The organism is Micromonospora sp. NPDC049662 (genome assembly GCF_040675055.1).
Classification (GTDB): domain Bacteria; phylum Actinomycetota; class Actinomycetes; order Mycobacteriales; family Micromonosporaceae; genus Micromonospora.
Genome location: NZ_JBFAOC010000011.1, coordinates 74,731 through 99,242, shown reverse-complemented (window position 1 = coordinate 99,242; position 24,512 = coordinate 74,731). Strand labels below are relative to the sequence as shown.

17 protein-coding genes and 1 pseudogene are annotated in these 24,512 nt (G+C 69.4%); 12 read left to right on the top strand and 6 right to left on the bottom strand.

Annotation, left to right across the window (positions count from 1 at the left end; all coding sequences use genetic code 11):
* Nucleotides 1–63: 63 nt before the first annotated feature.
* The 4 genes from AB0J36_RS11595 to AB0J36_RS11580 all read right to left on the bottom strand — a co-directional run bounded on the left by AB0J36_RS11595 (nt 64) and on the right by AB0J36_RS11580 (nt 4,080).
* Complete coding sequence (locus AB0J36_RS11595) at nt 64–1,044, bottom strand: hypothetical protein (protein WP_357174158.1); 981 nt, start codon at nt 1,042–1,044, stop codon at nt 64–66.
* Nucleotides 1,041–2,477: a hypothetical protein gene (locus AB0J36_RS11590; protein ID WP_357392388.1), complete on the bottom strand. Its 1,437-nt coding sequence runs from the start codon at nt 2,475–2,477 to the stop codon at nt 1,041–1,043. Before AB0J36_RS11590 ends, AB0J36_RS11595 begins: the two co-directional genes overlap by 4 nt.
* A 222-nt stretch (nt 2,478–2,699) precedes the next feature.
* Nucleotides 2,700–3,494: a potassium channel family protein gene (locus tag AB0J36_RS11585; RefSeq protein ID WP_357392387.1), complete on the bottom strand. Its 795-nt coding sequence runs from the start codon at nt 3,492–3,494 to the stop codon at nt 2,700–2,702.
* A gap of 133 nt (nt 3,495–3,627) precedes the next feature.
* Nucleotides 3,628–4,080, bottom strand: coding sequence for a MarR family transcriptional regulator (locus AB0J36_RS11580; RefSeq protein ID WP_357128484.1), 453 nt, complete (start codon nt 4,078–4,080; stop codon nt 3,628–3,630).
* Nucleotides 4,081–4,164: 84 nt separating this feature from the next.
* On the opposite strand from AB0J36_RS11580, the gene AB0J36_RS11575 reads away from it, so the two are divergent.
* The 5 genes and pseudogenes from AB0J36_RS11575 (at nt 4,165) to AB0J36_RS11555 (ending at nt 9,005) form a co-directional block, all read left to right on the top strand.
* The gene (locus AB0J36_RS11575) at nt 4,165–5,079 is read left to right on the top strand and encodes an ABC transporter ATP-binding protein (protein ID WP_357128482.1); all 915 of its coding nucleotides are present in this window, start codon (nt 4,165–4,167) and stop codon (nt 5,077–5,079) included.
* Nucleotides 5,072–5,860, top strand: a complete 789-nt coding sequence (locus AB0J36_RS11570; RefSeq protein ID WP_357128479.1) for an ABC transporter permease subunit — start codon at nt 5,072–5,074, stop codon at nt 5,858–5,860. The genes AB0J36_RS11575 and AB0J36_RS11570 overlap by 8 nt, the downstream gene beginning before the upstream one ends.
* A gap of 809 nt (nt 5,861–6,669) precedes the next feature.
* Nucleotides 6,670–6,975, top strand: a pseudogene (locus tag AB0J36_RS11565) (transposase); the annotation flags it as partial.
* A gap of 84 nt (nt 6,976–7,059) precedes the next feature.
* The gene (locus tag AB0J36_RS11560; protein ID WP_357128476.1) at nt 7,060–7,653 is read left to right on the top strand and encodes a helix-turn-helix domain-containing protein; all 594 of its coding nucleotides are present in this window, start codon (nt 7,060–7,062) and stop codon (nt 7,651–7,653) included.
* 83 nt (nt 7,654–7,736) lie between these two features.
* Nucleotides 7,737–9,005 carry an MFS transporter gene (locus tag AB0J36_RS11555; RefSeq protein ID WP_176730629.1) on the top strand — a complete coding sequence of 423 codons (1,269 nt, stop codon included), beginning with the start codon at nt 7,737–7,739 and terminating at the stop codon, nt 9,003–9,005.
* A 39-nt stretch (nt 9,006–9,044) separates the two neighbouring features.
* Here AB0J36_RS11555 and AB0J36_RS11550 read toward each other — a convergent pair whose 3' ends face one another.
* Together AB0J36_RS11550 and AB0J36_RS11545 are read right to left on the bottom strand one after the other, a co-directional pair.
* Complete coding sequence (locus AB0J36_RS11550) at nt 9,045–9,815, bottom strand: alpha/beta fold hydrolase (RefSeq protein ID WP_091606449.1); 771 nt, start codon at nt 9,813–9,815, stop codon at nt 9,045–9,047.
* 3 nt (nt 9,816–9,818) lie between these two features.
* Nucleotides 9,819–17,465, bottom strand: a complete 7,647-nt coding sequence (locus AB0J36_RS11545) for an amino acid adenylation domain-containing protein (RefSeq protein ID WP_357392386.1) — start codon at nt 17,463–17,465, stop codon at nt 9,819–9,821.
* Between the two features lie 128 nt (nt 17,466–17,593).
* On the opposite strand from AB0J36_RS11545, the gene AB0J36_RS11540 reads away from it, so the two are divergent.
* From AB0J36_RS11540 to AB0J36_RS11510, 7 genes are read left to right on the top strand one after another with little or no spacing between them, the layout of a single operon-like run.
* Nucleotides 17,594–19,423, top strand: a complete 1,830-nt coding sequence (locus AB0J36_RS11540; RefSeq protein ID WP_091606456.1) for a non-ribosomal peptide synthetase — start codon at nt 17,594–17,596, stop codon at nt 19,421–19,423.
* A gap of 16 nt (nt 19,424–19,439) precedes the next feature.
* Nucleotides 19,440–19,634, top strand: coding sequence for an MbtH family NRPS accessory protein (locus AB0J36_RS11535; RefSeq protein ID WP_091606459.1), 195 nt, complete (start codon nt 19,440–19,442; stop codon nt 19,632–19,634).
* 29 nt (nt 19,635–19,663) lie between these two features.
* Nucleotides 19,664–20,947, top strand: coding sequence for an acyltransferase domain-containing protein (locus AB0J36_RS11530; RefSeq protein WP_357128464.1), 1,284 nt, complete (start codon nt 19,664–19,666; stop codon nt 20,945–20,947).
* Nucleotides 20,932–22,086, top strand: coding sequence for an acyl-CoA dehydrogenase family protein (locus tag AB0J36_RS11525; RefSeq protein WP_357128461.1), 1,155 nt, complete (start codon nt 20,932–20,934; stop codon nt 22,084–22,086). Before AB0J36_RS11530 ends, AB0J36_RS11525 begins: the two co-directional genes overlap by 16 nt.
* 40 nt (nt 22,087–22,126) lie before the next feature.
* The gene (locus AB0J36_RS11520) at nt 22,127–23,326 is read left to right on the top strand and encodes a hypothetical protein (RefSeq protein ID WP_091606468.1); all 1,200 of its coding nucleotides are present in this window, start codon (nt 22,127–22,129) and stop codon (nt 23,324–23,326) included.
* A gap of 27 nt (nt 23,327–23,353) precedes the next feature.
* Nucleotides 23,354–24,235, top strand: coding sequence for a 3-hydroxyacyl-CoA dehydrogenase NAD-binding domain-containing protein (locus AB0J36_RS11515; RefSeq protein ID WP_357392385.1), 882 nt, complete (start codon nt 23,354–23,356; stop codon nt 24,233–24,235).
* A gap of 1 nt (nt 24,236) precedes the next feature.
* Complete coding sequence (locus AB0J36_RS11510) at nt 24,237–24,488, top strand: phosphopantetheine-binding protein (RefSeq protein ID WP_357128455.1); 252 nt, start codon at nt 24,237–24,239, stop codon at nt 24,486–24,488.
* Nucleotides 24,489–24,512: the final 24 nt, after the last annotated feature.

The following is a 24,512-nucleotide window of genomic DNA, read 5'->3' as shown; positions in this document are numbered from 1 at the left end:
GGCTACCCTCGGGCTTCTCCTCCTGCTCATCTCACCGGCATCGAGGCGGCGGTGGGCCAGGATTCAAGGCTCAGCTCCGGTAAATGCCCAGACGTTGATCAGCAGTGCCGCGCCCACAACGGCGGCCAGCGGGACGCCCGTGCCGCTGCCGAGGAACAACACGCCGCATATCCCGCCGAATGCTGCTCCTACCAGGGCGAAGACCGCCGCGCGCCACCACCATGGTCGAGCCCGGGGCGGCGACGCCCCGGCCGGGAGGATGACGAGGTCGCGGAGCGCGTCACTGACGTCGGCTCGTTCGTCCAGCACCACTCGCTTCGGCGGCTGATGTCGTAGCCGGCCAATCGGCACCAGCCGCACCTGGCCCGGCATCTCGATGACCACTCGGCGCTTTGTCGAGACGTCGCCGTGGACCGTGACGTGAACGGTGCCGCTCACCGAGTCCACGACCGGGTGCCACATGACCCGCTGCCAGCGGTCGGGACCGCGGTGTCTGTTCGTTGCGAGGGCGATCCAGGTGCTGTTACCGACCGATATCGGTGGGCCGTCCGGTCTGTCGCCGGCGAGTACCGATGCCTCCAGGAGAGAACTCGGCCGACCCGCGGCTCGTCGGAACAGGATGCCACGTAGCGCCCAGGTCAGCACGACCAATACGGCCACGAAGCCCGAGATCACGATCGGAACCGTCAGATCGTCCTCGTTGCTGGTCTCGTCCGGGTCGGCCGGGAAGCCACGGGGCGTGGGCTCGGCCGGGTCGTACGCGACCGGGAACGGTCGGTCCTTCGTGTACCGGTCGGTGTCGTAGATGCCGAAGCGCTGCACGTGTTCCTGGCCCGCCTGGTCCACCCATCGGACACGGATGTCGTCGAGGTCCCCGATCCCGTCCTCGACGACGATGCCCTCGACCACCGCAGTGGCTCGTGCCTGCGCGCTGGCGTACCGGTACCCCTTCCAGCCGAGGACGCTCCCGACAATGGCGAACGCGAGCATGGTGGCGGCGAGCGCCAGAAGCGCGACGCGCAGAACCGGCCTCTGACCATTCATCGCACGGCCCACTCTGTGAAGCGCGGCAGCAGTTGCCGTACCCGAGCCGGATCACCGCTGTCGACGACGTGCTCCACCAGTTCCTCGACGTCGAGCAGCCCACCGGCGGGGTCGACCAGCACGCTCGATGTCCACCGGCTGGCACGTGGCCACCCGGCCTCCTGGAGCGCCCCGCTGATCACATGCCCGACGTAGCCGACCAGAACGGCGCGTGCCGCAGCGGCCCGCATCGGCGCTGGCAGCCTTCCCGTCTCCGGGTCGAGCGCCCGAGCCAGTTGCGCCCACGTGCTGTCCGCCACGGCGTCGGCCGCGATGGCCACCGCGGCGCGTACGGAATCCTGACCCGTCACCTGCATGAGACGCGACGCGACCTCCCGCGTGCTCGCCTCGAAGCGGTCTGGTGCGAGGTCGAGGAGACGAACCGGTCGAGGCTCGTCCGGAACCTCGTGTGCGCTGACGAGGTCCCGCACGCACCATCGCTCCAGCGTGTCGGCGTTCCGCAGGGGCACCGGTGAGCTCGCGTCCCAGCCGAGGCCGAGGTGCTCGGGTAGCGCGGCGAGTCGGACGGCCAGCGGGGGCTCGATCGCGATGCCCATCGGGTCGTCCTCGTCGGCCGCAGTAGCAGCGGCGGCTAGGCGCGGCGCGACGTACGGATCGGCGAGTGCCGCGTCGAGTGCTTCGTACAGGTCCTCCGGGTAGTTCCCGTCCTCGCCCAGCACCTCCGTCCAGGTGTCGCCGAGCGCGTGGAAGGCCGCATCGATGATGCCGATCTCGACGAGAGCACCGCGGATGGCCGGCGTGCCGGCAACCGCGGCGGCATCGGCATCCGCGGCCAAGACCAGCGGCCAGACCCGAGCCCGGCTCGCCCGCAGCAACCGCTCGACCAGGACGGCCGGAGCCCGGAGGCGGTTCTCGATGCTGGCCACCAGGGATCCCCGCGCGCGAAGCAGCAGTTGGGTCCGCCGGTCCCCGGCATGCTGTTCTTCAGCGAACTCGCGTGCCACGAGGGCGGCGATTTCGGCAGCGGTGAGCCGGCGCACCAGCGGCAGACCCAGGAAGAGGGTGAAGGTACGAAACCCCGACGTCCGGGTGGGCAGGACGGCGACCTCCGGCTCGGCCACGATCCGCGCGAGCAGCGGAAAGCCAAAGCCGAGGCGCTCGGCAACCTGCCGCACCAGGGTGGTCAGCTCGGGCTCATCGGCCGGACGCACGGCGTGACCGGTGAATCGTGGCCGATGCGTCAACAAGGGGATCACGTTGAATGCGAGCACCGGGAGCACGATCCACACGAACGGCACCCAGTCGCGGAAGACCGCCACAGCGGCGAGCACGGCCAAGCCGAACAGGAGGACGGCCGGATGCGCGAGGGCGGTCATGGCCGCGACAAGCATCCAGCCGCGCAGGGCAGACAGGCGGGCGGTGGCCGGGCTCATGGTCCCACCTCACCCCTCGCTAGCACGGGGTCGAGATACGGTGCCCGCCTCCATCGGTGGAAGGTCATTGAGGGCGATACCGAACCGGAGGCGATGTGTGCTGCGCGGGTCACGGCGGCCAACCAGGCCGGACTCGTTCGTCTGGCCAGACTGCTCGACGGCAGCCGACACAGGAAGGTAAACACTTCTGACCAGCCGGCGCACCGGTGAGGAGTCGAGCGGTCATGGCGAGGGCCTCGGTGCGGGTGCCCGCCCGTCCGGCTCGGTCAAGAATCCTTTCGGCGCAGCCGCCTCGACGTGCTGACGCAGCGCCGCGATCTCCGCCCGCAGCGCCGCGACGTCCGCGCTCGTCGCGGCGGCCGGCTGCTCGGAGGCTGAAGCGACCCGCTCCACGATCCAGGTCGCTAGCGAACCCGTGACGAAACCGATCAGACCGATCCCCCCGATCATCAACCCGAGCGCGACGAACCGCCCCATCGAGGTGACCGGGTAGTGGTCGCCGTACCCGACGGTGGTGATGGTGACTGTCGCCCACCAGAGGGCGTCGTCGAACGACGTGATGTTCGGATCGGCCCCGGACCGTTCGGCATCCAACACCGCGAGCGCGGACACCAGAACCAGCAGCACGGTGGTGGTGGCGACGTAGACGGCGAGTCGGCCCCGCGCCCAGACCTCCGTGCGCCGGCTGATCGTCAACACCACCATGATCAGCCGTACGGCGCGCAAGGGGCGCAGCACCGGTAGTGCCAGCACGACGAGGTCGAACAGGTGGCCCCGCAGGAACCGACGCCGGTCGGTGGCCAGCTTCAGGCGTACCAGCATGTCGAGCCAGAACAGCAACCAGATGACGACCGACGTCACAGCGCAGGCGTCCCGCCACGCCGGCGCCAGATCGGTGCGCAGGATCGGCGCCGCGTACACCCCGAGGAAGACCATCGACAACACCGTCAACGGCGCTGCGGTGAGCCGCTCCCAGTTCGCCGACCGGGCCAACCGCCGATCTGCCCCACCCTGCATCTCTGGCTCCGCCCGAAGATCCGGTCCGCTCATATCGGCAATGATCACCCTCCAGCGTGCGTGGGCTCACTCGGTCATCACGTCAAACCCGGCCAGGATCCCGTGGTTAACCATGTCGGCGCGCAGTGGGGACTTACTGATCGTCCTTCTTGTCCCGCCATCTGTCGATGAGCGCCGGCAGTTCACGCCAGAGGTAGTCGTAGAAGTCGCGCATCTCGGTAAGGCGGGTTGCGGCGAGGCTGCCCACGCCGGCCACCGTGATGCCTTCTTCGGCGGCTTCCCGCATGCTTCCGATCATCGCGTTCTGGCCGGACATGAGGGTCGCCCACGCGCCGTCACGAAGCCGGAAGTGCTCGCGGCGACTACCCGGAGCGGGCACTCGCTCGATCAACCCGACGGTTCCGAGGGACTTGATGGCGGTGGACACGCTGCCGGAACTGATGGCCAGGGTGTCCGCGATCTCGCCAGCGGTCATCGTCTCCTGCTCGGTGAACAGCAACGCCGCCAGCACTCGCGCCGTCATCCGTTGCAACCCGCCCTCGGCGAGGGTCAGTGCCAGCTTCTCCGCTGGACCACTCAAAGCCATCCGCGCCCTCCCGCGCTCGATCGACCAGAAGCCTAACATCTTGCAATCTTCAGAAATCTTTGAACATTCGATACTCTGCAAGCCATGGCTGATGTGATCCAGCTGGAGAAGCTGACCAAGACCTACGGCCGCCGCACGGGACTGCGCGGCCTCGACCTGTCCGTCGCCGAGGGTGAGGTGTTCGGCTACCTGGGTCCGAATGGGGCTGGCAAGTCGACCACCATCCGCGTGCTACTGGACCTGATCCGACCGACCAGCGGACACGCGCTGGTGTTCGGGCACGACCCGCGCCGGGACGCGGTGGCGCTGCACCGGCGGATCGGATATCTCGCCGGGGAGTTCGTGGTCAACCCCCGCCAGCGCGTCGGTGAGTGCCTGACGTTCCTGGCCGACCTGCGCGGAGGCGTGCCGAAGGCCCGCATCGGCGAGCTGGCCGGGCGGTTGGAGTTGGATCTGACCGCGCGGATCAAGACCCTGTCGAAGGGCAACCGGCAGAAGATCGGCCTGGTACAGGCATTCATGCACCGCCCCGAACTGTTGATCCTCGACGAGCCGACGTCCGGGCTGGACCCCCTGGTGCAGCAGACGTTCCTCGACCTGGTCCGCGAAGCCAGAGCCGACGGGCAGACCGTGTTCATGTCCTCGCACATCATGAGCGAGGTCGAGGCGGTCGCCGACCGGGTCGGCATCATCCGCGACGGCCAGCTCGTCGCCCTCGACACGGTGGCTCGACTCCGCGACCGCAGCGTGCACGAATTCCTGGTCACCTTCGCCGACCCGGTCGATGACACCGCACTCGCCGCCCTGCCGGAGGTGACCGGCCTGACCGCTGACGGCCCGACCGCGAGGTTCCGCCTCGCCGGCAGCCCCGACGGGCTCATCCGCGTACTCGCCCAGCAGCGGGTCGTGAGCCTCCGTGCCACCGAACCCGACCTGGAACAGCTGTTCCTCACCTACTACCAGCCCGACGCTGCAAGCAAGGAGACCACGCATGCCTAACCTGCTGACCAAGACGTTGTGGGACGGCCGGCGGGCCCTGGCCGGTTTCACCGCCGGCATCGCCCTGCTCGCAGCGATGTATGCCGGCTTCTATCCCCAGGTCGCCGACCGCGCGATGGGACAGACCGTCCAAGGCTTCTCCCCCGGGCTGCGGCAGGCGCTGCGGATGGAGGACCTCTCCTCCGCCGCCGGGTATCTCGGCTCCAGCGTGTTCGGCATCATCGTGCCCCTGGTCGCCGTCATCTTCGGCATCGTCACCGGCACCCGCGCAGTCGCCGGCGATGAGGAAGCCGGCTACCTCGACCTACTCCTCGCCCACCCGGTCAGCCGCACCCGGCTGCTGCTGCACCGCTTCGCCGCGCTCACCGTCAGCGCCATCCTCATCGCGGTGGTGGTCCTGCTGGCCCTGCTGGCCATCCGGCCCGGCGCACAACTCGACAGCATCACCGTCGGCGAGTTCACCGCCCAGTGTCTCGCCCTGGCCCTGCTGATCATCGTCTTCGGGACGGTCGCGATGACCGTCGGCGCGGCCACCGGCAGCCGACCCGCCGCCCTCGCCGGCAGCGCGGGCATCGCCGTCCTCACCTACGCCGCCAGCACCTTCGCCAGCCAGATCGGCGCCGACGCCCTCCGCTACGCCTCCCCCTTCCACTACTACATCGGCGGAGAACCCCTGCGTAACGGCTTCCAATGGGCCGACCTGACCATCCTGACCGCCACCACCGCGGTCCTGCTGACCGGCGCCGTAGCGGCATTCAACCGCCGCGACCTGACCAGCTGACCGCGACCGCCCTCACCACGCCAGCGGTGTGGCCCGACGCACTGGACGTCATGCAGCCACGGGCATCAACTCCGCCGCGGCCCCCGCGGGCACGGCAGCCCCGATCCTGCCGCCGTCACTGACCGGCACCTCGGACACGATGTGTGAGACAGCCCTGCTGCGCTTGGCGCACGGGCCATGAACGGCGGCGATCGTGGCGAGTCGGTCGGACCGTGCTGAACGCGCCGGGCCGATCTTCACCAGACAACCACAGCACCGCACCGCTGCGACCGCAGGTGCAGGCGGGAAGAAGACAAAGAGCCGCATGTCATCACGCCTGTGGGCACAAACAGAGCGCCGGGTTGGAAAGGACGCAACGAACTGAGCGGAGCACGACCGATCCGCTCGCCGGCACCACCGCAGCACCAACAACATGATCATTGTGTGTGACCACCACGCGTGGACCATCGAAGTCGAGCCCGCGATCTACCCGCTCACCCCGGCGGGGAGCTTCCTCGCCACCACAGCAAAAATCCCCGTCCAACGGGACGGGTATTGCTCGAAACGCGAAGAGAAATCACGCTTCGTGGGGAAATAACGTGTCCTAGGATCGACACGAACCGATACCCAACACGGGTTGCGCCTTATCGGCGCTATTCCACTCGCCTGAAATCAGGCTACCTGTAGGGTCCCGGGCTGACCGCCCGGGATCCGGTCGGCACGAGAGGCTCCTCAGCGTGAAGCGGCGAGAGATTCATCGTTCACCTTGGCCTGGCGCGGAATGTGAGCCGTGGTCGTAACCGGTGGGGTCCGGCCGCGTTGGGCTGATCATGGGTGAGCGTGCGGCGTATCCGAGTGACCTGACCGATGAGCAGTGGGCGGTGGTCGGACCGTTCCTGCAGGCGTGGAAGGACCGCCACCCGTCGGTGTCGGGGCATCAGGGTCGCTACGAGCTGAGGGAGATCGTGAACGCGATCTTCTACCAGAACCGGACCGGGTGTCAGTGGGCGTACCTGCCGCACGACCTGCCGCCGAAGTCCGCCACCTACTACTACTTCGCCCTGTGGCGTGATGACGGCACCGACCAGGTGATCCATGATCTGCTGCGTTGCCAGGCGCGGGAGAAGGCCGGCCAGGTTCGCCGCCCGCCCGCAGCCCGCCGGGCGGGATATTCCCAAGCATCTGCTTGACATTCGGCAGAAAGCGAGGAGACTCCAAGCATGTCCTTGGAAAGTGGGCGGCGGCGCGTCATCGGCGACCCGGTAGCCATGCGCGCTCTGGCCCACCCGCTTCGACTCAAGCTCCACGCACTCGTCGGCCGTGAGGGCACCATGACGGCTGCGACGGCCGCGCGCGCGCTGAGGATCAGCCAGGCGCTCGCCTCCCATCACCTGCGCCAGCTCGGGAAGTACGGCTTCGTCGAGCAGGCCGGCCGCAGCGACAACCGGGAGCGCCCGTGGCGGGTGACCGCCGTTTCCCAGGACTGGGAGCCCGGCGAGACAGCCGAGGGCCACGAGGGACTGAGCATGTTGGAGCGGTTCGTGCTGGAGCGCAGCGCCGCTCAGTTGGCCGAGTGGCAGCAACGCCGCCCGGAGATGGATTCCCGCTGGAGTGAGCACACCGGGGTCTCACAGAACCTCGCCTATTTGACCGTCGACGAGCTGGCCGAGCTGCACCGCGCCTGGGAGGCCCTCATCTCGCTCTGGGTGCAGCGCCGTCCGCTCGGCGACACCGCGAGCCGGCCCGAGGGTGCCGTACCGATCGACATCACTCTGATCATCGCGCCGCTGCCGCCGACCGCGTCAGGCGGTTGACCGACGCTTCGGCTCCCCCTTCGTGTTCCGGCGAGGGCCAACCCGTGCGCTCGATGGGTGCACCGATCGAAGGAGGGAATGCTGTGCCACCGCCGACCAACGCCTCGAGGATCCGCCGCGACTATCTGATCCTGCTCGCCCTTCGGTGGTTCCCCAGCGGCCTGATCATTCCGGTGCTGGTGCTCCTGCCGCTTCAGCGTGGACTCAGCCTCGGCCAACTCGGCGTGGTCATGGCGATCCAGGGACTGACGATCCTCTGCCTCGAAGTGCCGACGGGTGGCGCGGCCGACACGTTCGGTCGGCGACCGGTACTGCTCTTCGCCTCCGCGGTCAACATCTGCTCCCTGCTGCTGTTCGCCTTCGCGTCGTCGGTTGCCGCCTTCGCCGTCTACTTCCTGATCCAGGGCGTCTATCGGGCCCTCGACAGCGGACCGCTCGATGCCTGGTTCGTGGACAGCACCCTGGCCCGGGACCCGGACACCTCCATCGAGCGCGGACTCGGTCTGGGTGGCACCGTGATGAGCATCGCCATCGGCGCGGGCTCGTTGCTGAGCGGCCTCCTCGTTGCGGTTCAGCCGATTCCCGGCGTTCCCGGCATCGTCACGCCGGTCGTCATCGCGATCGTGGTGCGGGTGATCGAGCTCGGGTTCGTGACGGTCCTGCTGCGCGAGGAGCCGCGGAACCGGCCGGAACGGTCCGGACGAGACCGCCCGTCGGTCCGATTCGGACGGACGGTCGCCAGTGCAACGCGGCTCATGACCCGCTCCCGTGTGCTGATCTGCCTGCTCGCCGTGGAGATCCTGTGGGGATTCGGGATGGTCAGCTTCGAGACGCTTACCGCGGTCCGGCTGACCGCGGTAACCGGAGACACGGAACAGATCGCCTCGCTGATGGGGCCGTTGACAGCGTTCGCCTGGATCGCCTCGGCAGCCGGCGCGGCTCTGATCATCCCGGTTGCGGAACGCGTCGGCACGCCGCTCGCCGCCGCCCTGATGCGGGTCCTGCAGGGGCTCGCCGTCGCCGCGATGGCACTGTTCGGCGGGCTCGCCGGCATCATCACCGCGTTCCTCGCCTGCTATCTCGTGCACGGCGCGTCGAACCCGCTGCACAACGCGCTGCTGCACCGCCAGGTCGGCACCGACGAGCGCGCCACCGTGTTGTCGCTGAACTCGATGGTCTCGCAGCCGGCCGCCGCACTCGGACTCGTCACGCTGACCGCGCTGGCCGACGCCATCAGCCTGAGCGCGGCGATGGTGATCGGTGCGATCATCCTGGCCGTCGCCGCCCCGCTGTACCTCGCGGCGCGCAACGACCGCCGCCCGGTGACGCCGCAACCCGCTACGACCCGCTGACCGGTCGAGGACCGATCAGCGGGGCAGCGAGGTGCCGGGTCACGAGGAGGAGTGGCGAGGCAGGCAGATGCCGGACAATACGGCCGTGAGTACGGTGAACATCGCGTCCGTCGAACTCTCCTGGTAGAAGTGGCCCCCGTCGAACACGTGCAGCGACGATGGCGCGGTGCTGTGCCTCCGCCAGCCGAGCAGGTCAGCCTCGTCGACCTCGGGGTCGTCACGCCCGCCCAGCACATCGATCGGCACGGTGAGCGGGGGCCGTTCGGCGTACCGGTAGCGCTCGCACGCCTCCAGGTCCGCCCGCAGGATCGGAATGGCGCGGGCGACCAGGTCGGGGTGATCGAAGAACTCGGGCGGCGTGCCGCCCTGCGCCCGTAACATCGTGGTCAAGGCGGCATCGCTGCCGAGGTGGGACGATGTCCGGAGCCGGTTCCAGCGGTCCGGGCTGCGCGCGCTACTGACCACCAGGCGCCGCGGCTCCGGACCGCCCCTGTCCCGCAACATCTGGGCGGTCTCGTACGCGAGCAGACCGCCCATGCTGTGCCCGAACAGGACGAACGGCAGCCGGTACCGTTCGTCCGCTATGCCGTGGGCGATCTCGGCGCTCAACTCGGCGATCCGGGTGCGCGGCGGCTCATCAGCCCGGGCGCCCCGTCCGGGCAGCTGCAACGGACACAGCTCGACGTCCGGTGGCAGCCGATCGGCCCAGCCGAGATATGCCGCCGCGCTGCCGCCCGCGAACGGCAGGCAGTAGAGACGGATCCGCGGCGTCGCAGTGGATCGGCGGTACGGCAGGAGACCGGTGTCCATGGGTCACCCCTGCCCGTTGGCGATGGACATCGGCATGGGCATCGACCCGACCATGATCTCGCCGAGGGTCTCGGCGTCGCCGGCGCACAGGGCGCGCAGCACCTCGAGGAAGGTGTGCGCAACGGTCGCAGCGGCTGGGGCGTCGTACCAGCGGCGGTCGTAGAGCAGCTCCAACCGCAGCCGATCAGCGTCAACCACGTTGACGACCAGCGGATACTCAGTGCTCTCCACTGCGCCGGCCACGGTGAGCGTGGCCCGGCCGGTGCAGACCGTCGGCGACAGCGTCTCGGTCACCACGATGCTGTGGAACAGCGGCACCCCGCGCGGGATCCCGGTGCACTCCTGGACCTCGCTGAGGGGCGAGTTCTCGTGCTCCTGCATACGCACCATCTGCGCCTGGACGTCGTCGAGCCAGGCGGGCACCGCCATTCCGGCGTCGAGGCGCACCCGGACGGGCAACGTGTTGAGCATCGGCCCGACGACCCGGTCGGCCCCCGGAAATGCGGCGGTGCGCCCGGAGACGGTGCAGCCGAAGAGCACGTCGTCGCGATCGGTCAGGTGACCGAGCGCTGTCGCCCAGGCGGCAGTGGCCACACTGGCCAGGGTGAGCCCGTGTCCGCGCGCGTATGCCCGGACGGTCCGCGTCTGCTCGTCGGTGAGGCTGAGCGTCACGTAGTCGCTCCCCCGGCGCTCCGCCTGCGGTGCCGGAACCGGCATCGGGGTGGGCTCAGTGACGTCGTGCAGCTGGGTGGCCCAGTACCGGCCCGATTCGACGGCATCCAACGTCCCGAGCCAGCCGACGTACTGGCGGAAGGCCGTCGCGGGCTCCAGGCGGGCCGGTCGTCCCTCCAGCAACGCCGTGTAGACCGCCATCACGTCGCGCAGGAGCAGATCGACACTCCATCCGTCGAGCAGCAGATGGTGATAGGTGAGGATGCCGGTGACGGCGTCCTCCGAACGGCTCAGCACCAGTTTCCAGAGCACCCGGTCGAGGGTCATGCCCGTACTCCGCTCGGCGACCGCGACTCCGGCCGCATCGTCCACCGTACGGATGAACAGTTCCGGTTCCCGCCAGACGACCTGAACCGGTTCCTGCCCGCTCTGCCAGTCCACGGTGGTCCGCAGGATTGCGTGCCGGCCCGCGGCCTCGCGCCAGGCCCGCTCGAACAGAGCCAGGTCCACCGCACCGGTCAGCCGGAGGTTCTGCTGGTCGATGTAGACGCCCTCGTCCGGGCGCAGAAGAGTCTGGAACAGCATGCCGGCCTGGGTGGTGGTGAGCGGATAGACGTCCTCGACGACTCCGGGCCCGGAGGTGATGAGGCGGACTTCGTCGTCGGTCAGGCGGGCGAGCGGGAAGTCGGAGGAAGTGTGCCCGCCGGGGTGTGCGACGCAGTACCGCACCAGTTCGTTGACGTGGTCGAGGAACCGCTCGGCCACCGTCACCACGCTCGACTCCGCCAGCCGCTCCGGAGGGTAGGTCCAATCGACCAGGAGCCGGTCCTCGCGGATCTCGGCCTCGATCTCGATCGGATGGGTACGGCGCTGCCCGGGTGCACGGTCGGCGCCGCACACCGGTGCCAGCATGCGCAGCGGACCGGTGGCGGACGGCGGTGTCACCCGGCCGTGATAGTTGAACACCACCTCGGCGTCCTGCTCGGCGCGCAACCGATCCGCCTGCGGGCTGGTACTGAGGTGACGCAGGAGGGCATGGTCGAAGCCGCCGTGGGGCATCGAGCGGAGATGTTCCTTGACGGTGTCGAGTGCGGCGCCGAGGTCATCGCCGTCGATCGACGGTGCGAACGGCACCACCGAGGTGAACCAGCCGACCGTACGGGAGATGTCGATGCCGGGCAGGGGATGGTCGCGGCCGTGCCGCTCGACGTCCACCCGCACCGATCCACCGGCCCAGTCCCGCAGGGCCCGGGCGAGGGCGGTCAGCAGCACGTCCTCGACCTGCACGTGCCGGGCGGCGGGGGCGCCGCTCAGCAGCAGCCGGGTGTCCTTCACGCCGAGCTCGGCGCGCACGGTGCTGGCGGCGCCGACGAGGTCGGAGCCCGCGTCCGGGTCGCCGGGCAGCGCGGTCCCGGTCGGCACGGTGAGCCGGTCACACAGAGCCAGCACCGTCGGGTCGTCAGCGCGCCGCTTGAGCGCTGCGGCCCACACGCCGGGGTGCACCTCCGTGGCCGGCAGGGCGGCGTCCTGCCCGTCGGTGTCACACGCCGCCGCCAGGTCTTCGACCAGGAACCGCCAGGACACCGTGTCGACCGCGAGGTGATGGACGACGACGATCAGGTTGGCCGGCCGGTCCCGGCGCGTGACGAGCGCTGCGCGTAGCAAGGGTCCGCGGGTCAGATCGAGGCTTGCCTGCACCCGGTCCGCGACGGCCGAGAGTTCCTCGTCGTCGGCGATCGACTCGTGGATCAACAGGTCGGCATCCCCGGGTGGCTCGATGTGCTGCTGCCAGCCCGCATCGGTCCGGGTGAAGCGCGCCCGCAGCGCCGGGTGCCTGTTCACGACGGCGCGCAGCGCTTCGGCTATCACCGTCGGGTCCTCGATCTCGGTCTCCAGCAGGACGGACTGGTTGTAGTGGTGTGCGTCGGCCAGGTCGCAATTCAGGAACCAGGCTTGCATCGGCGTCGGTGGCAGGGTGCCGCCGATGTCGCCGGCCTCCGCCCCGGCCGCGTCCGAGGCGGTCGCCACCGGCTCGGTGTGCGCCGCGAGGGTGGCCACCGTCGGATACCGGAAGATGAGCCTCGGCGTGATCTCCAGGCCCTCCGCGCGGGCCGCGGCCATGATCTGGATCGTCAGGATGGAGTCGCCGCCGAGTTCGAAGTAGTTGTCGTGGACACCGACCCGATCGAGGCCCAGTGCTGCGGCCCAGATGGCCGCGACCCGCACCTCCACCTCGTCGCGAGGGGCGTCGTATCCCCGGTCGGCGGGTTCCGCGACGAGGTCCGGGGCGGGCAACGCCCGACGCTCGACCTTGCCGTTGGCGTCCAGCGGCACCGCGTCGATCGCCACGAACAGCGAAGGGATCAGGTAGCCGGGCAGGAGCCGGCCGAGAAACTCGCGCAGTTCACCCGCGCCGGGCACGCCGCCTGCGTCGTCGGTACCGGTACCGCTACCGACGACGTAGGCGACCAGCTGGCGGCGATTCTGCTGATCCGACCGGGCCAACACGATCGCCCGCTCGACGCCGGGATGGGTGGCCAGATGCTGTTCGATCTCGCCGGTCTCGACCCGGTACCCGCGGATCTTCACCTGGTCGTCGAGTCGGCGCTGGAACTGCACGTTGCCGTCGGGCAGCTGGTAGCCCCGGTCGCCGGTGCGGTACATCCGCATGCCGGGGCGACCGGTGTAGGGATCGGGCAGGAAACGCTCCGCGGTCAAGCCGGGTTGGTGCAGGTAACCCCGGGCCGGGCAGACGCCGCCGATGTAGATCTCCCCCGGCACGCCGACCGGCGCCGGGGCCAGATTTCGGTCGAGTACGTACATCGTCGTGTGCGGGATCGGACTACCGATCGGCAGCAGATCCCGATCGACTGGATCACCCACCGGCGTGTACACCGAGTTCGCCACGGACGCCTCGGTCGGACCGTACTCGTTGAGGATGTCACTGTCCGGAGCGAGGCTCCGCCAGCGGCGCAACGCGGAAGACGGAAACGCGTCCGCACCGACGGCGAGCACCCCCGCCAGTCCAGCCGCCTCCGCGGCGGTGAGTTGCTGGGTGAGCAGCTCCAGGTGACCCGGGGTCATCTTGAGGAAGCTGTACGGGCCACCGCGCACCAGTTCCGCGGCCAGTTGCGCCGGGTCGAGCCCTTCCGGCAGCAGGCGGACCGGTCGGCCGAGCAGCAGTGGGGTGTAGAGGTTCGGCACGATCATGTCGAATCCGACGGATGAGAAGAGAGCCGTGCCGCCGTCGCGCCCGCCCGTGTACCGATCGGCGCAGAACCGCAAGTAGTTGACGAGGCCGCGATGGTGGCAGGCCACCCCCTTGGGTCGTCCCGTCGAGCCCGAGGTGTAGATGACGTAGGCGAGCTGGTCGGCGTGCCGGGCCCCGGGCGGGTCGGTGTCGTCCTGCTCAGCTATCAGCTCGGCGTCGCGGTCGAGCAGGCATACCTGTCCAGGTGGGTCGGTCAGCAAGGTCTGGTACTGGTCCTGGGACACCACATGGGACAGCCCGGCGTCGGCCATGATGGTGCGGACCCGCGCGGCCGGGTTGTCCGGCGCCAGGGGCACGTACGCGGCTTGCGCCTTCAGCACCGCGAGCAGGGTGACCAGCAGCTCGGGGCTGCGCTCGACGATCACGCCGACCAGGCTCTCCGGACCGACACCGATGCCCTTCAGGTGACGGGCCAGCCGGTTCGCCCTGGCGTTCAGCTCCCGGTACGTCATCGTCTGCTCGCCCCAGAGCAGCGCAGCGGCGTTCGGCGTGCGGCGGACCTGTTCCTCGAACAGGCCATGGATGGTGGCATCGTCGGGGCCGGGCACCACGGTGTCGTTGATGCTCAGCAGACGGTCGTGTTCGGCCCGGCTCAGCACGGAGGTGTCGCGGAGCAGCCGGCCGGGTTCCTCGGCGAACGCTTCGGCCACCGTACGCAGGTGGTCGGCGATGCGTCGCGCGGTCTCGGGCTGCACGGCGCGCAACTGGTGGCGAAGGAGGAAGCGGATCCGGTCCGGCTGCTCCTCCACCATCAGGATCAGCGGATAGCCGGTGCGCTCGTACGTCTCGGCCAGGCGCAGACCCGCAGCGTGCGCGGCCGGACCGGTGCCCGGCTGGTTCTGGGCGATGACGATGGTGTCGAACAACGGCGTGCCCCTCGGCATGTCGCTCACCGCCTGGATGTCCGGCAGCGCCGCGTGCGCGTGATCGCGCATCCGCACCAGGTCGGTCTGCAGGTCGTTCAGCCAGCCGGCCAGGGTGTCGCTCCCGTGGTAGCAGGCACGTACCGGAATGGTGTTGATGAACAGGCCGACCATGTCCTCCACCGCGGGCAGGTCGGCCGGTCGCCCCGCCACCGTCGACCCGAACACCACCTCGTCCTGTCCGCTGTAGACCACCAGCAGCAGCGCCCAGAACCCGTGCGCCAGCGTGCTGGCGGTCAACCCCGCGTTCCGGGAGGCCGCACGCAGTCGGGCCAGCAGCGGGCCGTCGACGTCCATGGTGACCTCGCCGATCGTCCCGTCCGTGGCGGTGTCGTGGCCCGAACCGTGCACCTCCCAGGCCGTCGGCTCGGTCAGGCCGGCCAGGTACGCGCGCCAGAAGTCCTCGGTGGGTCCGCGATCCTGAGCGCGGAGCCAGTCGGTGAGACGCCGGTACGGCACGCCGTGGATCTCCGCGCGGCGCCCGGCACGCCGAGCAGCGTATGCGACGCCGAGTTGCTCGGTCAGCGTGGCGAGGCTCCAGGCGTCCAGGATCAGGTGATGGTGGCTGAGGACCAGCCGGGTGTGGGCTCCGAAGTCGATGAGAGTGGCGCGCACAGGTGGCGCCGAGACGAGATCGAACGACGCTAACCGGTCCTCCCGGAGGAACGCGGCGAAGAGAGCCGGGCGTTCGGCGTCCGGGCGGTCTCGCCAGTCGATCTTCCGGACCGGAAGCGCGAACCGCCGCAGCACCACCTGGGTCGGGTCGGCGACCCCCTCGAGCTGGACCCGGCTCCGCAGCACCGGGTGCGTGTCGACCAGGTCCTGGAGGGCCGCGGTCAGCGCCTCGTCGTCGACGGGCGCAACGGCGTCGATCACCGTCTGCTGGTGATAGTCCCCGCTGTCCTCGGACAGCTCGCTGTGGAAGAGCATGCCGGCCTGCATCGAGGTGAGCGGGTACGCGTCGGCGATGTCGGCGCGGTTGCGTAGCTCGGCCAGCGCCGGGTCCTCGACGTGACCGGCGACCGCCGGGGCACCCGTGGTCGGAACGACCTCGTCGGCAAGCCGGCGGACGGTCCGCAGACCGAGGATCTGCGCGGCAGTCGTCTGCAGCCCGGCATCCCGGGTGCGGACGATGATCTGCAGCGCGGAGATCGAGTCGCCACCCAGTGCGAAGAAGTCGTCGTCGATGCCGAGCTCGGCCAGGCCGAGCACCTCGCTCCAGACCGCGGTCAGGGTCCGCTGCGTCGGGTTCTCCGGGGGTGAGTACGGCGATCGCAGGTCGGCGCGGGTCAGCATGGGTACGGGCAGGGCCGCCCGATCGACCTTGCCGCTGGTGGTCAACGGAATGTGCGCCAGCGGCAGGTACATCGCCGGCAGCATGTAGGCCGGGAGGTCGCGGGACAACCACGACTCCAGCTCGTCGCGACCGGGCAGGGGACGGTCACCCGTACCGACGACGTAGGCCACCAGGCGGGTGTGCTGGTTCTCGCTGTGCGTCACCACGACGGCATCGGCCACCGCAGGGTGACCGCGCAGTACGGCGGAGATCTCTCCCAGCTCGATCCGGTTTCCATTGATCTTCACCTGGTGATCGACGCGACCCAGATAGTCCAACTGCCCGCCCGGCAGCGCGCGGACCACGTCACCGGTGCAGTACATCCGGTGCCCGCCGCCCGCGAACGGGTCGGGCAGGAACCGGTCGGCGGTCAGGTCGGCCCGGCGGTGATACCCGCGGGTGACGGCGACGCCGCCGATGTACAGCTCACCCTCTGTACCGGCCGGCACCGGTTCGAAGTTGTCGTCCAGCACGTACCAGGTCACGTTGTCGATCGGGTCACCGATCGGAACGCTCGTCCCGTCACTGCCCGGCTGCCAGGTGTGCGCCGACACCTCGATCGAGGTCTCGGTCGGCCCGTACATGTTGTGCACCTGCGCCGACATCAGCTTGGCGGCCCGGTCGGCCAGATCGGGCGGCAGTGCCTCGCCGGTGCAGAAGACATCGCTGACGCAGTCGAGATTCGCCACGGCGGGCTCGGTGACGAACTGGGCGAGCATGGACGGTACGAAATGGACGATGTCCACTCTCTCGGCTGCGATGATCTGCGCCAGATAGGCCGGATCGCGGTGTCCGCCGGGCCGGGCAAGGACCAACCGGGCACCGCTCACCAGCGGCCAGAACAACTCCCAGGCGGACACGTCGAAGCTGATCGGTGTCTTCTGCAGGATCGTGGTGCCGGGGCCGATGGGTCGCACGCGCTGGTGCCACAACAGCCGGTTGACGACCCCGCGGTGGGGGACCAGCACCCCTTTCGGGCGGCCGGTCGATCCCGAGGTGTAGATGACGTAGACCAAGTTGTCCGGATCGGCGGGCGACGGGGGTGCCTCGCCCGGCGGAAGCGAGTCGATGTCGAGCACCGGTACGCCGGCGCCGTTACCGTTCATCAGACCGTCGTGGGTGAGGACCACCGGCGCCGCGGTGTCGGTCAGCATGAACGCCAGCCGGTCGACCGGATAGTCCGGGTCCAGCGGCACGTACGCGCAGCCGGCCCGGATGATGCCCAGCAGGCCGGCCATCATCGCCACACTCCGCTCGGCGCACAGACCGATCGGGGTCTCCGGCCCGAACCCCCGCCGGCGCAGGGCCGCGGCGACCGCCGAAGCCCGTGCGTCGAGGTCCGTGTACGACAACGTCACACCGTCCGCGGTGATGGCCGGTTCCTGCGGCGTGGCCGCGACCTGGGCTCGAAACAGACTGTCGACCGTGTCATGGGGGTTCGCTCGCATGGCCGCACCATCCCGAGGCCGGCTATCCACGGTCTATCGGCGCCCTATCCCCCCGGGACCGGAGCGGCATCCGGTGCCGACAGGGATCGAACAGGGCCTCGATAGGTCGACCGGGCAACGTCGCCGGCATGACCAAGCCAAGGGCCATCCTGCACTCGGCCGTCGTGGCGCAGAGTGACCGGACGCCGGATGCGATCGCCGTGATCGACGGGAACACCGCCCTCACCTACCGCGACCTCGTCTCGGGAGCGGATCGGATCGCCGGCGCCCTCGTCGCCGGGGGAACCCGTACGGACGACGTGGTGGCGATCGTGCCGGACCGGTCGGCGGCCATGGTGACGGCGCTGCTCGGGATCCTCCGCGCCGGCGCGGCCTACCTGCCGATCGAGCCCGGCACCCCACCGGCCAGGACCCGGCAACTGGTCGCCGACGCGCGGGCCCGGATCTGTCTGGCCGGGCCCGGCGAGATCGCCAGCACGGCCGAGGCGCTCCGGTCGGTCGCCGTCGTCCTGCCGTTCAGCGTCGCCGGGCCCACCCCGGGACCCGCACTGCCGGACGTCCACCCGGACGGCCTCTGCGCCGTCTACTACACGTCCGGCTCGACGGGGCACCCGAAGGGGGTGGCCTGCACGCACCGGGGCTGGACGAACCGGATGGACTGGATGCAGCGGCACCACCCGCTGAGTCCCGCCGAGACGGTTCTGCACAAGACGACGTTGACCTTCGACGACGCCGCGGTGGAGCTGTTCTGGCCACTGGCCGCCGGTGGCCGGACCGCGATGCTGGCGCCGGGCGCGCACCGTGACCCTCGCGCGATCATCGACGCGGCGATCAGGTACGAGGCGGTACACCTGAACTTCGTACCGTCGATGCTGGAGCTGGTCCTCGACGAGCTGACCGACGCCGATGTCCACCGGTTGCACCGACTCCGCAGCGTGCTGTCCAGCGGCGAGGCGCTGCCCGCCCGGCTGGCCGAGCGGTTCCTGGCCCGCTTCGGGGACACGGTGACCCTCGACAACACCTGGGGCGCCACCGAGGTCTCGATCGACTCGACCTGTCATACCTGCACGCCTGAGGACCGCTCCGGGCCGGTCGCCTCGGTCAGCATCGGCCGTCCGATCGACCGCAACGAGGTCCTGGTCCTCGACGACCGCATGCAGGCTGTCCCGGACGACGAAGCGGGCGACCTCTACATCGGCGGAATCGGCCTGGCCCGCGGTTACCTCCACGCGCCCGGGCGCACGGCGGCAGCCTTCCTGCCTCATCCGTGGCGGCCCGGCGAACGGGTGTACCGCACCGGCGACCGCGGCCGCCGTGACCGTGCCGGCCGGCTCCACTATCTCGACCGTCAGGACCGGCAAGTCAAGATCCGCGGGGTACGGATCGAGCTGGGCGAGATCGAGGCCGTGATGCGGGGATGCGACGGAGTGTCCGATGCCGCCGCGACCACCTGGCGCGGGCCGTCCGGCGACGCCCGTATCGCGTTGTTCCTGGTGGTCGACCAGCCTGGCCTGACGGCCGCCCGGCTGCGCGAGCATGCCGCCGCGACCCTTCCGGGATATGCCGTGCCGTCGGCCATCGAACTGCTCGACCACCTGCCCCGACTGCCCAGCGGCAAGCTCGACCGGCAGGCACTGCCGACGCCTGCGGCGGTCGAGCAGGACGAGCACGTGGCCCCCCGGACACCACCGGAAAAGGTGGTGGCCCGGATCTGGGAGGACATGCTGGGTGCCCCGCGGGTAGGCGCCACCGACAACTTCTTCGCTCTCGGCGGGCACTCCCTGCTGGCCATCCGGACCACCAGCCAGATGATCCGCACCTTCGGCACCGACATCCCGATGAACCTGCTCTTCGAGCATCCGACGGTGGAGGCGGTGGCCGCCCGTATCGAGGAGCTGGTCGAGCGCCAGGTCGCCGCCCTGAGTGACGAGGACGTGCTGCGCATGGCGCGCAGCTGACCGGAAGGACAACGAGATGAGCACCACGGAGCAGTTCCAGGTCGTGATCAACGACGAGGAGCAGTACTCCATCTGGCCGCTGCACCGGACCCCTCCGGACGGCTGGCAGCCCGACGGCACGACCGGCACCAAGGATGACTGCCTCAGCCACATCGACGAGGTGTGGTCGGACATGCGCCCGCTGTCGCTGCGCCGAAGCATGGACGGATAACCGACCCGGCGCGCGAAGGGGAATCCCGAATGACCGACACGACGAACATCCCATCGCCAGAAGCCACGGGCCCCAGCACCGTGGCCGCCGAGGGCTGGCTCCTGCGGCGACGACCCGGTGTGCCGGACGAGGATCGTGTCGTGGCGCTCGGACGCGATGCGGCACATTGCACCGAACTGCTCGACGGCGGGGATTCGTGGCTCGTCGCCCGTGGCCGGCCCGTCCCGCCTGCTTCGGTGGTGCTGATGTTCCCCGGCGTGGGCGACCAGCGTCCCGGTCTCAGCCGCGACCTTTATCACGCCGTACCCGCTTATCGGGCCGAGCTCGACCGGGTCAGCGAGATGCTCCGCCCCCTTCTCGATCAGGATCTGCGCGAGCTGCTGCTCACCGACGAGTCGGGCCCGACCGGGTGGTCCCTGCGGGAGCTCCTCCAGCGGGATGCCGGCGGTCCTCTCAGCCGGACCAGCCTCGCGCAACCGCTGGTCTTCGCCCTGGAGTACTGCCTCGCGCGGCTCCTGCTGCATTGGGGCGTCCGACCCGCCGCGCTGGTCGGATACAGCATCGGGGAGTACGTTGCGGCCTGCGTGGCCGGAGTGCTGGACATCCGGGACGCACTGACCCTGGTCACGCGCCGAGCGGCGTTGATCGAGGAGGTACCGGCCGGCGCCATGCTGGTCGTGATGCTGGATCCGGGCGACCTGGCCGAGCATCTCGGAGACGACCTGTGGCTCGCCGCAGTGAACGGCGCCGGGCTGTGTCAGGTGTCAGGGACGCCCTCGGCCGTCGCCCGGCTGGCGGAACGGCTGACCTCTGCGGGTGTCGCCACTCTTCCGGCGCCGGCCCGGCACGCCTTCCACTCCCCGCTGATGGATCCGGTCGCCCGGCCGCTGGAGCGTCTGCTGGAGAACATTCCCCTCACGCCGCCGAGCATCCCGGTGCTCTCCAACGTCACCGGTGACTGGCTGACCGACGAGGAAGCCTGCTCGCCCGGCTACTGGGCCCGGCACCTCTGCCAGCCGGTCCAGTTCGCCGGCAACCTGGCGCGCATGTGGGGGATGCCGCGCGTGCTGGCGGTCGAGGTCGGTGCCGGGCAGATGCTCACCTCGCTCGCCAACCAGCACCCCGCGCGTCCCCGCGGCCCGGGGACACCACCGGTCGTCGCCACCCTGACCAGCCGCGGCAACGACCATGGCGAGGTGGCCGCGATGGCCCGGGTGCTGGCACACGCCTGGGCGAACGGCGCCTGGGAACCCACCGCGGCCGGATCCGGGCCGGCGGACGCCGAGAGGGGAAAATCATGGACTTCGCGCTGAACGAGGACCAACGCCGGCTGCGCACCGAGATCATCGAATTCGCGCAGGCAAGCCTGGGCGAGCAGGCCGGTGCGAACGACCGCGAGGCACGGTTCGACCGTGCGGGGTGGGACGAGTGTGCCCGGTTCGGGGTGTTGGGCTGGCCCTTCCCGGCCGAGTACGGAGGCGCCGGACTGGATCCACTCAGCTGCGTCGTCGCCTTCGAGGCGCTCGCCTACGGATGCGCCGACAATGGTCTGGTCTTCGCGATCAACAACCACGTCTGGGCCTGCGCCGTGTACATCGCTGAGCACGGCACCCCGCAGCAGCGCAAGCAGTTCCTGCCGGGCCTGATCGACGGCTCGACGATCGGCGCACACGCGCTCACCGAGCCGGACGTGGGCTCTGACGCCCTGTCGGTGACCACCAGGGCCGTCGAGGAGAACGGTCAGTACCTCCTCACCGGAACCAAGTGTTTCATCAGCAACGCACCGGTGGCCGATCTGTTCGTGGTCTTCGCCGTTACCGAACCCGATGCGGCGCCGCAGGGGCGGCTGTCGGCCTTCATCGTCCCGGCGTCGACGCCGGGCGTCCGGGTCGTCCGCGAGATCGGTAAGGCCGGTCTGCGCGGGACCCCGATGGGCGAGGTCAGGTTCGAGGATTGCGTGATCCCGGAGGACTACCTGCTCGGCGCTGCCGGTGGCGGATACCGGCTCTTCACGTCGGCGATGGAGTACGAGCGCGGCTTCATGTTCGCCGCCCAGGTCGGCGCCCTCCAGCGGGTCATGGAGCGGTCCGTGGCGCATGCCAGTGCGCGCCGGCAGTTCGGCCGACCGATCGCCGCTTTCCAGGGCGTCTCACATCCCATCGCTGACATGCGAGTCCGTCTGGAGCTGGCCCGCCTGCTGCTGTACAAGGTCGGCTGGCTCAAGCGGGAGGGCCGGATGGCGATGCTGGAGGCGGCGATGCTCAAGCTGTACGCCAGCGAAGGTCTCGTCGATTCCGCTCTGGCAGCCCTGCAGATCCATGGCGCCCGAGGCTATGTCGAGGACCAGCCGATCGAACGTGAAGTACGCGACGCGCTGGCCGGCACGGTCTACGGCGGCACCTCGGAGATCCAGCGCAACATCATCGCTTCGCTGATCGGCCTGCCCGCATGAACAGCCGGCTCGCGACCTGTCATGCCCGAGGAGGCATCTCTTGACCACCCTCACCATCGCCATGGAACAGCCGCTGTCGTCTGTTTCCGCCGAGGAGTTCGGCCGCCGGATCTTCTTCGCCACCGCTGACATCCTCAACTTCCGCTTCGTCCGGAACGGCGATGAGGTCACCGCCGTCGACCTGACAGTGGCCGACCAGGGAGACGTCGACCAGGTCCGGCGCAAGGTCAACGCTGTACTGAACGACGATGTCCTGAGCCAGCTGACCCGTCCACCGAAGGTCATCTGGTCCTCCCCGGCCGAGCGTCCCGTCCCGGACGGGACCTTCGACCGGCTCATGGCCGACGGGGAGGCGTCGCCTTCCGGCCAGGGCCAGGTGGCGCTGGGCCCACAGATGCTGCACCTGATGGACGCCCTCGACGACACGATTCGCGACATCGTCGTGGACGAGTTCCGCGCGCGCGAACAGCGTTACCCGACGCTGATCCCGGCATCCGTGATGCACCGCTGCGGCTACCTGACGTCCTTCCCGCAGTACCTGATGTTCGTCAGCCGCCTGCACAGCGATCGAGACGTCTACCGCGACTTCGTGACGGACACCAGCACCGGCGGAGCGATGGTGCCCGATGTGCTCGACCGGTGCGCCGGCGTGGACTACTGCCTCCCTCCGACCATGTGCTATCACACCTTCCACCAGCACGCCGACGGAACGCTGCCGGAGGACGCCGGCGTGGTGACCGCCCGCGGCAAGTCGTTCCGCCACGAGGAGAAGTACCACAGCGGTCTGGAGCGGCTCTGGGACTTCACCATCCGGGAGATCGTCTTCCTGGGCGACCGCGACCATGTGACAGCCGGCCGGCAGCGCCTCCTCGACCGCATTCTGGGTCTCACCGAGGATCTCGGCCTCAGCGGCCGGTGCGAGGTGGCGAGCGATCCGTTCTTCGGCGATCTCGACGTGGCCGCCCGCGCCACCTCGCAGCGTCTGCTCGAGCTCAAGTACGAGCTGCGGCTCGACGTCGGCGGCAGCCGGGACATCGCGGTCGGGTCGTTCAACCTCCACGAGCGCACCTTCGGATCGGCCTTCGGCATCCACATGTCCGACGGGGAGGTCGCGCACTCCGCGTGTGCCGGATTCGGCCTGGAGCGGCTGGCCTATGCCGTCGTGTGTCAGCACGGACTCGACCCGGCCGGCTGGCCCGCCCGGGTCGCCGAGTTGCTCGCCGCGCCTGACGGCCGATAAGTCATGACAACTGACAGGGGATTACCCGTGCTAGAGAACATCGCCGTCATCGGGGCGGGAACCATGGGGATCGGCGTCTCGCACGCCTTCGCCGCCGGCGGCCACCACGTGACCCTGGTGGACATCGGCAAACCCGCTCTCGACCGAGCGGCCGAAGAGATAGCGCGTAACGTGCGGCTCTTCGGCATGTTCGGTGGTACGCCGGAGAGCACACCGGGCGCAACGCTGGCGGCGATCACGTTCAGCACCGAGCTCGCTGACGTGGCCGACGCCGACTTCGTGGTCGAGAACATCACCGAGAACTTTTCGCTCAAGCAGCGGGTGTACCGAGAGCTGGACGAGATGTGCAAGCCCGCCGCGGTCTTCGGGGTCAACACGTCCGCGATCCCGATCACCCGCATCGCCGGGCTGACCGAGCGGGCCGACCGGGTCGTCGGCACCCACTTCATGAATCCGGTGCCGCTCAAGCCGCTGGTCGAGGTCATCCGCGGTTTCCACACCTCGCCCGAGACCATCGTCTTCACCCGTGACCTGATCTCCCGGCTCGGCAAGGACACTGCGGTGGTCGAGGACTCGCCCGGCTTCGTCACGAATCGCGCCATGATGCTGATGGTCAACGAGGCCATCTGCCTGTTGCAGGAAGGCGTGGCACCGGCGGCCGAGATCGACCGGCTCTTCGTCCAGTGCTTCGGGCACCGCATGGGACCACTGGCCACCGCCGACCTCATCGGCCTGGACACCGTGCTCTATTCGCTCGACGTCCTCCTGGAGAACTTCAACGAACCCAAGTACCGCCCGAGCCTGCTGCTGCGGAAGCTCGTCGACGCCGGTCACCTGGGCCGCAAGACCGGGCAGGGCCTCTTCGACTACCGCACCACGGACCCCACAACCGTTCCGGAAAGGAACTGACATGCAGAACCACCTGGACGCGATCCGTGCGTTCGTCCGGCGGCAGGCCGACGGCATCGCCGACGACGAGGACATCTTCGCCAACGGTTACGTGAACTCCCTCTTCGCCGTGCAGGTCATCATGTTCGTGGAGCAGACGTTCGGCATCACGGTGGCCGGGGACGACCTCGACATCCGCAACTTCCGGTCCATCGCCGCGATCGACCAGTTCGTGGTCGACCACGCCGGTGATCGGCTGGTCGCCCCGCTGTAGCCCTCGTCCCGCACGACGAACTGG

Bases quoted from the DNA above. Each gene is read 5' to 3' on its own strand.
- AB0J36_RS11510 (WP_357128455.1), top strand. From the start codon at position 24,237: ATGCAGAACCACCTGGACGCGATCCGTGCGTTCGTCCGGCGGCAGGCC.
- AB0J36_RS11525 (WP_357128461.1), top strand. From the start codon at position 20,932: ATGGACTTCGCGCTGAACGAGGACCAACGCCGGCTGCGCACCGAGATC.
- AB0J36_RS11585 (WP_357392387.1), bottom strand. From the start codon at position 3,494: ATGCAGGGTGGGGCAGATCGGCGGTTGGCCCGGTCGGCGAACTGGGAG.
- AB0J36_RS11570 (WP_357128479.1), top strand. From the start codon at position 5,072: ATGCCTAACCTGCTGACCAAGACGTTGTGGGACGGCCGGCGGGCCCTG.
- AB0J36_RS11535 (WP_091606459.1), top strand. From the start codon at position 19,440: ATGAGCACCACGGAGCAGTTCCAGGTCGTGATCAACGACGAGGAGCAG.
- AB0J36_RS11540 (WP_091606456.1), top strand. From the start codon at position 17,594: ATGACCAAGCCAAGGGCCATCCTGCACTCGGCCGTCGTGGCGCAGAGT.
- AB0J36_RS11595 (WP_357174158.1), bottom strand. From the start codon at position 1,044: ATGAATGGTCAGAGGCCGGTTCTGCGCGTCGCGCTTCTGGCGCTCGCC.
- AB0J36_RS11580 (WP_357128484.1), bottom strand. From the start codon at position 4,080: ATGGCTTTGAGTGGTCCAGCGGAGAAGCTGGCACTGACCCTCGCCGAG.
- AB0J36_RS11550 (WP_091606449.1), bottom strand. From the start codon at position 9,815: ATGGACACCGGTCTCCTGCCGTACCGCCGATCCACTGCGACGCCGCGG.
- AB0J36_RS11530 (WP_357128464.1), top strand. From the start codon at position 19,664: ATGACCGACACGACGAACATCCCATCGCCAGAAGCCACGGGCCCCAGC.
- AB0J36_RS11590 (WP_357392388.1), bottom strand. From the start codon at position 2,477: ATGAGCCCGGCCACCGCCCGCCTGTCTGCCCTGCGCGGCTGGATGCTT.
- AB0J36_RS11545 (WP_357392386.1), bottom strand. From the start codon at position 17,465: ATGCGAGCGAACCCCCATGACACGGTCGACAGTCTGTTTCGAGCCCAG.
- AB0J36_RS11560 (WP_357128476.1), top strand. From the start codon at position 7,060: ATGTCCTTGGAAAGTGGGCGGCGGCGCGTCATCGGCGACCCGGTAGCC.
- AB0J36_RS11575 (WP_357128482.1), top strand. From the start codon at position 4,165: ATGGCTGATGTGATCCAGCTGGAGAAGCTGACCAAGACCTACGGCCGC.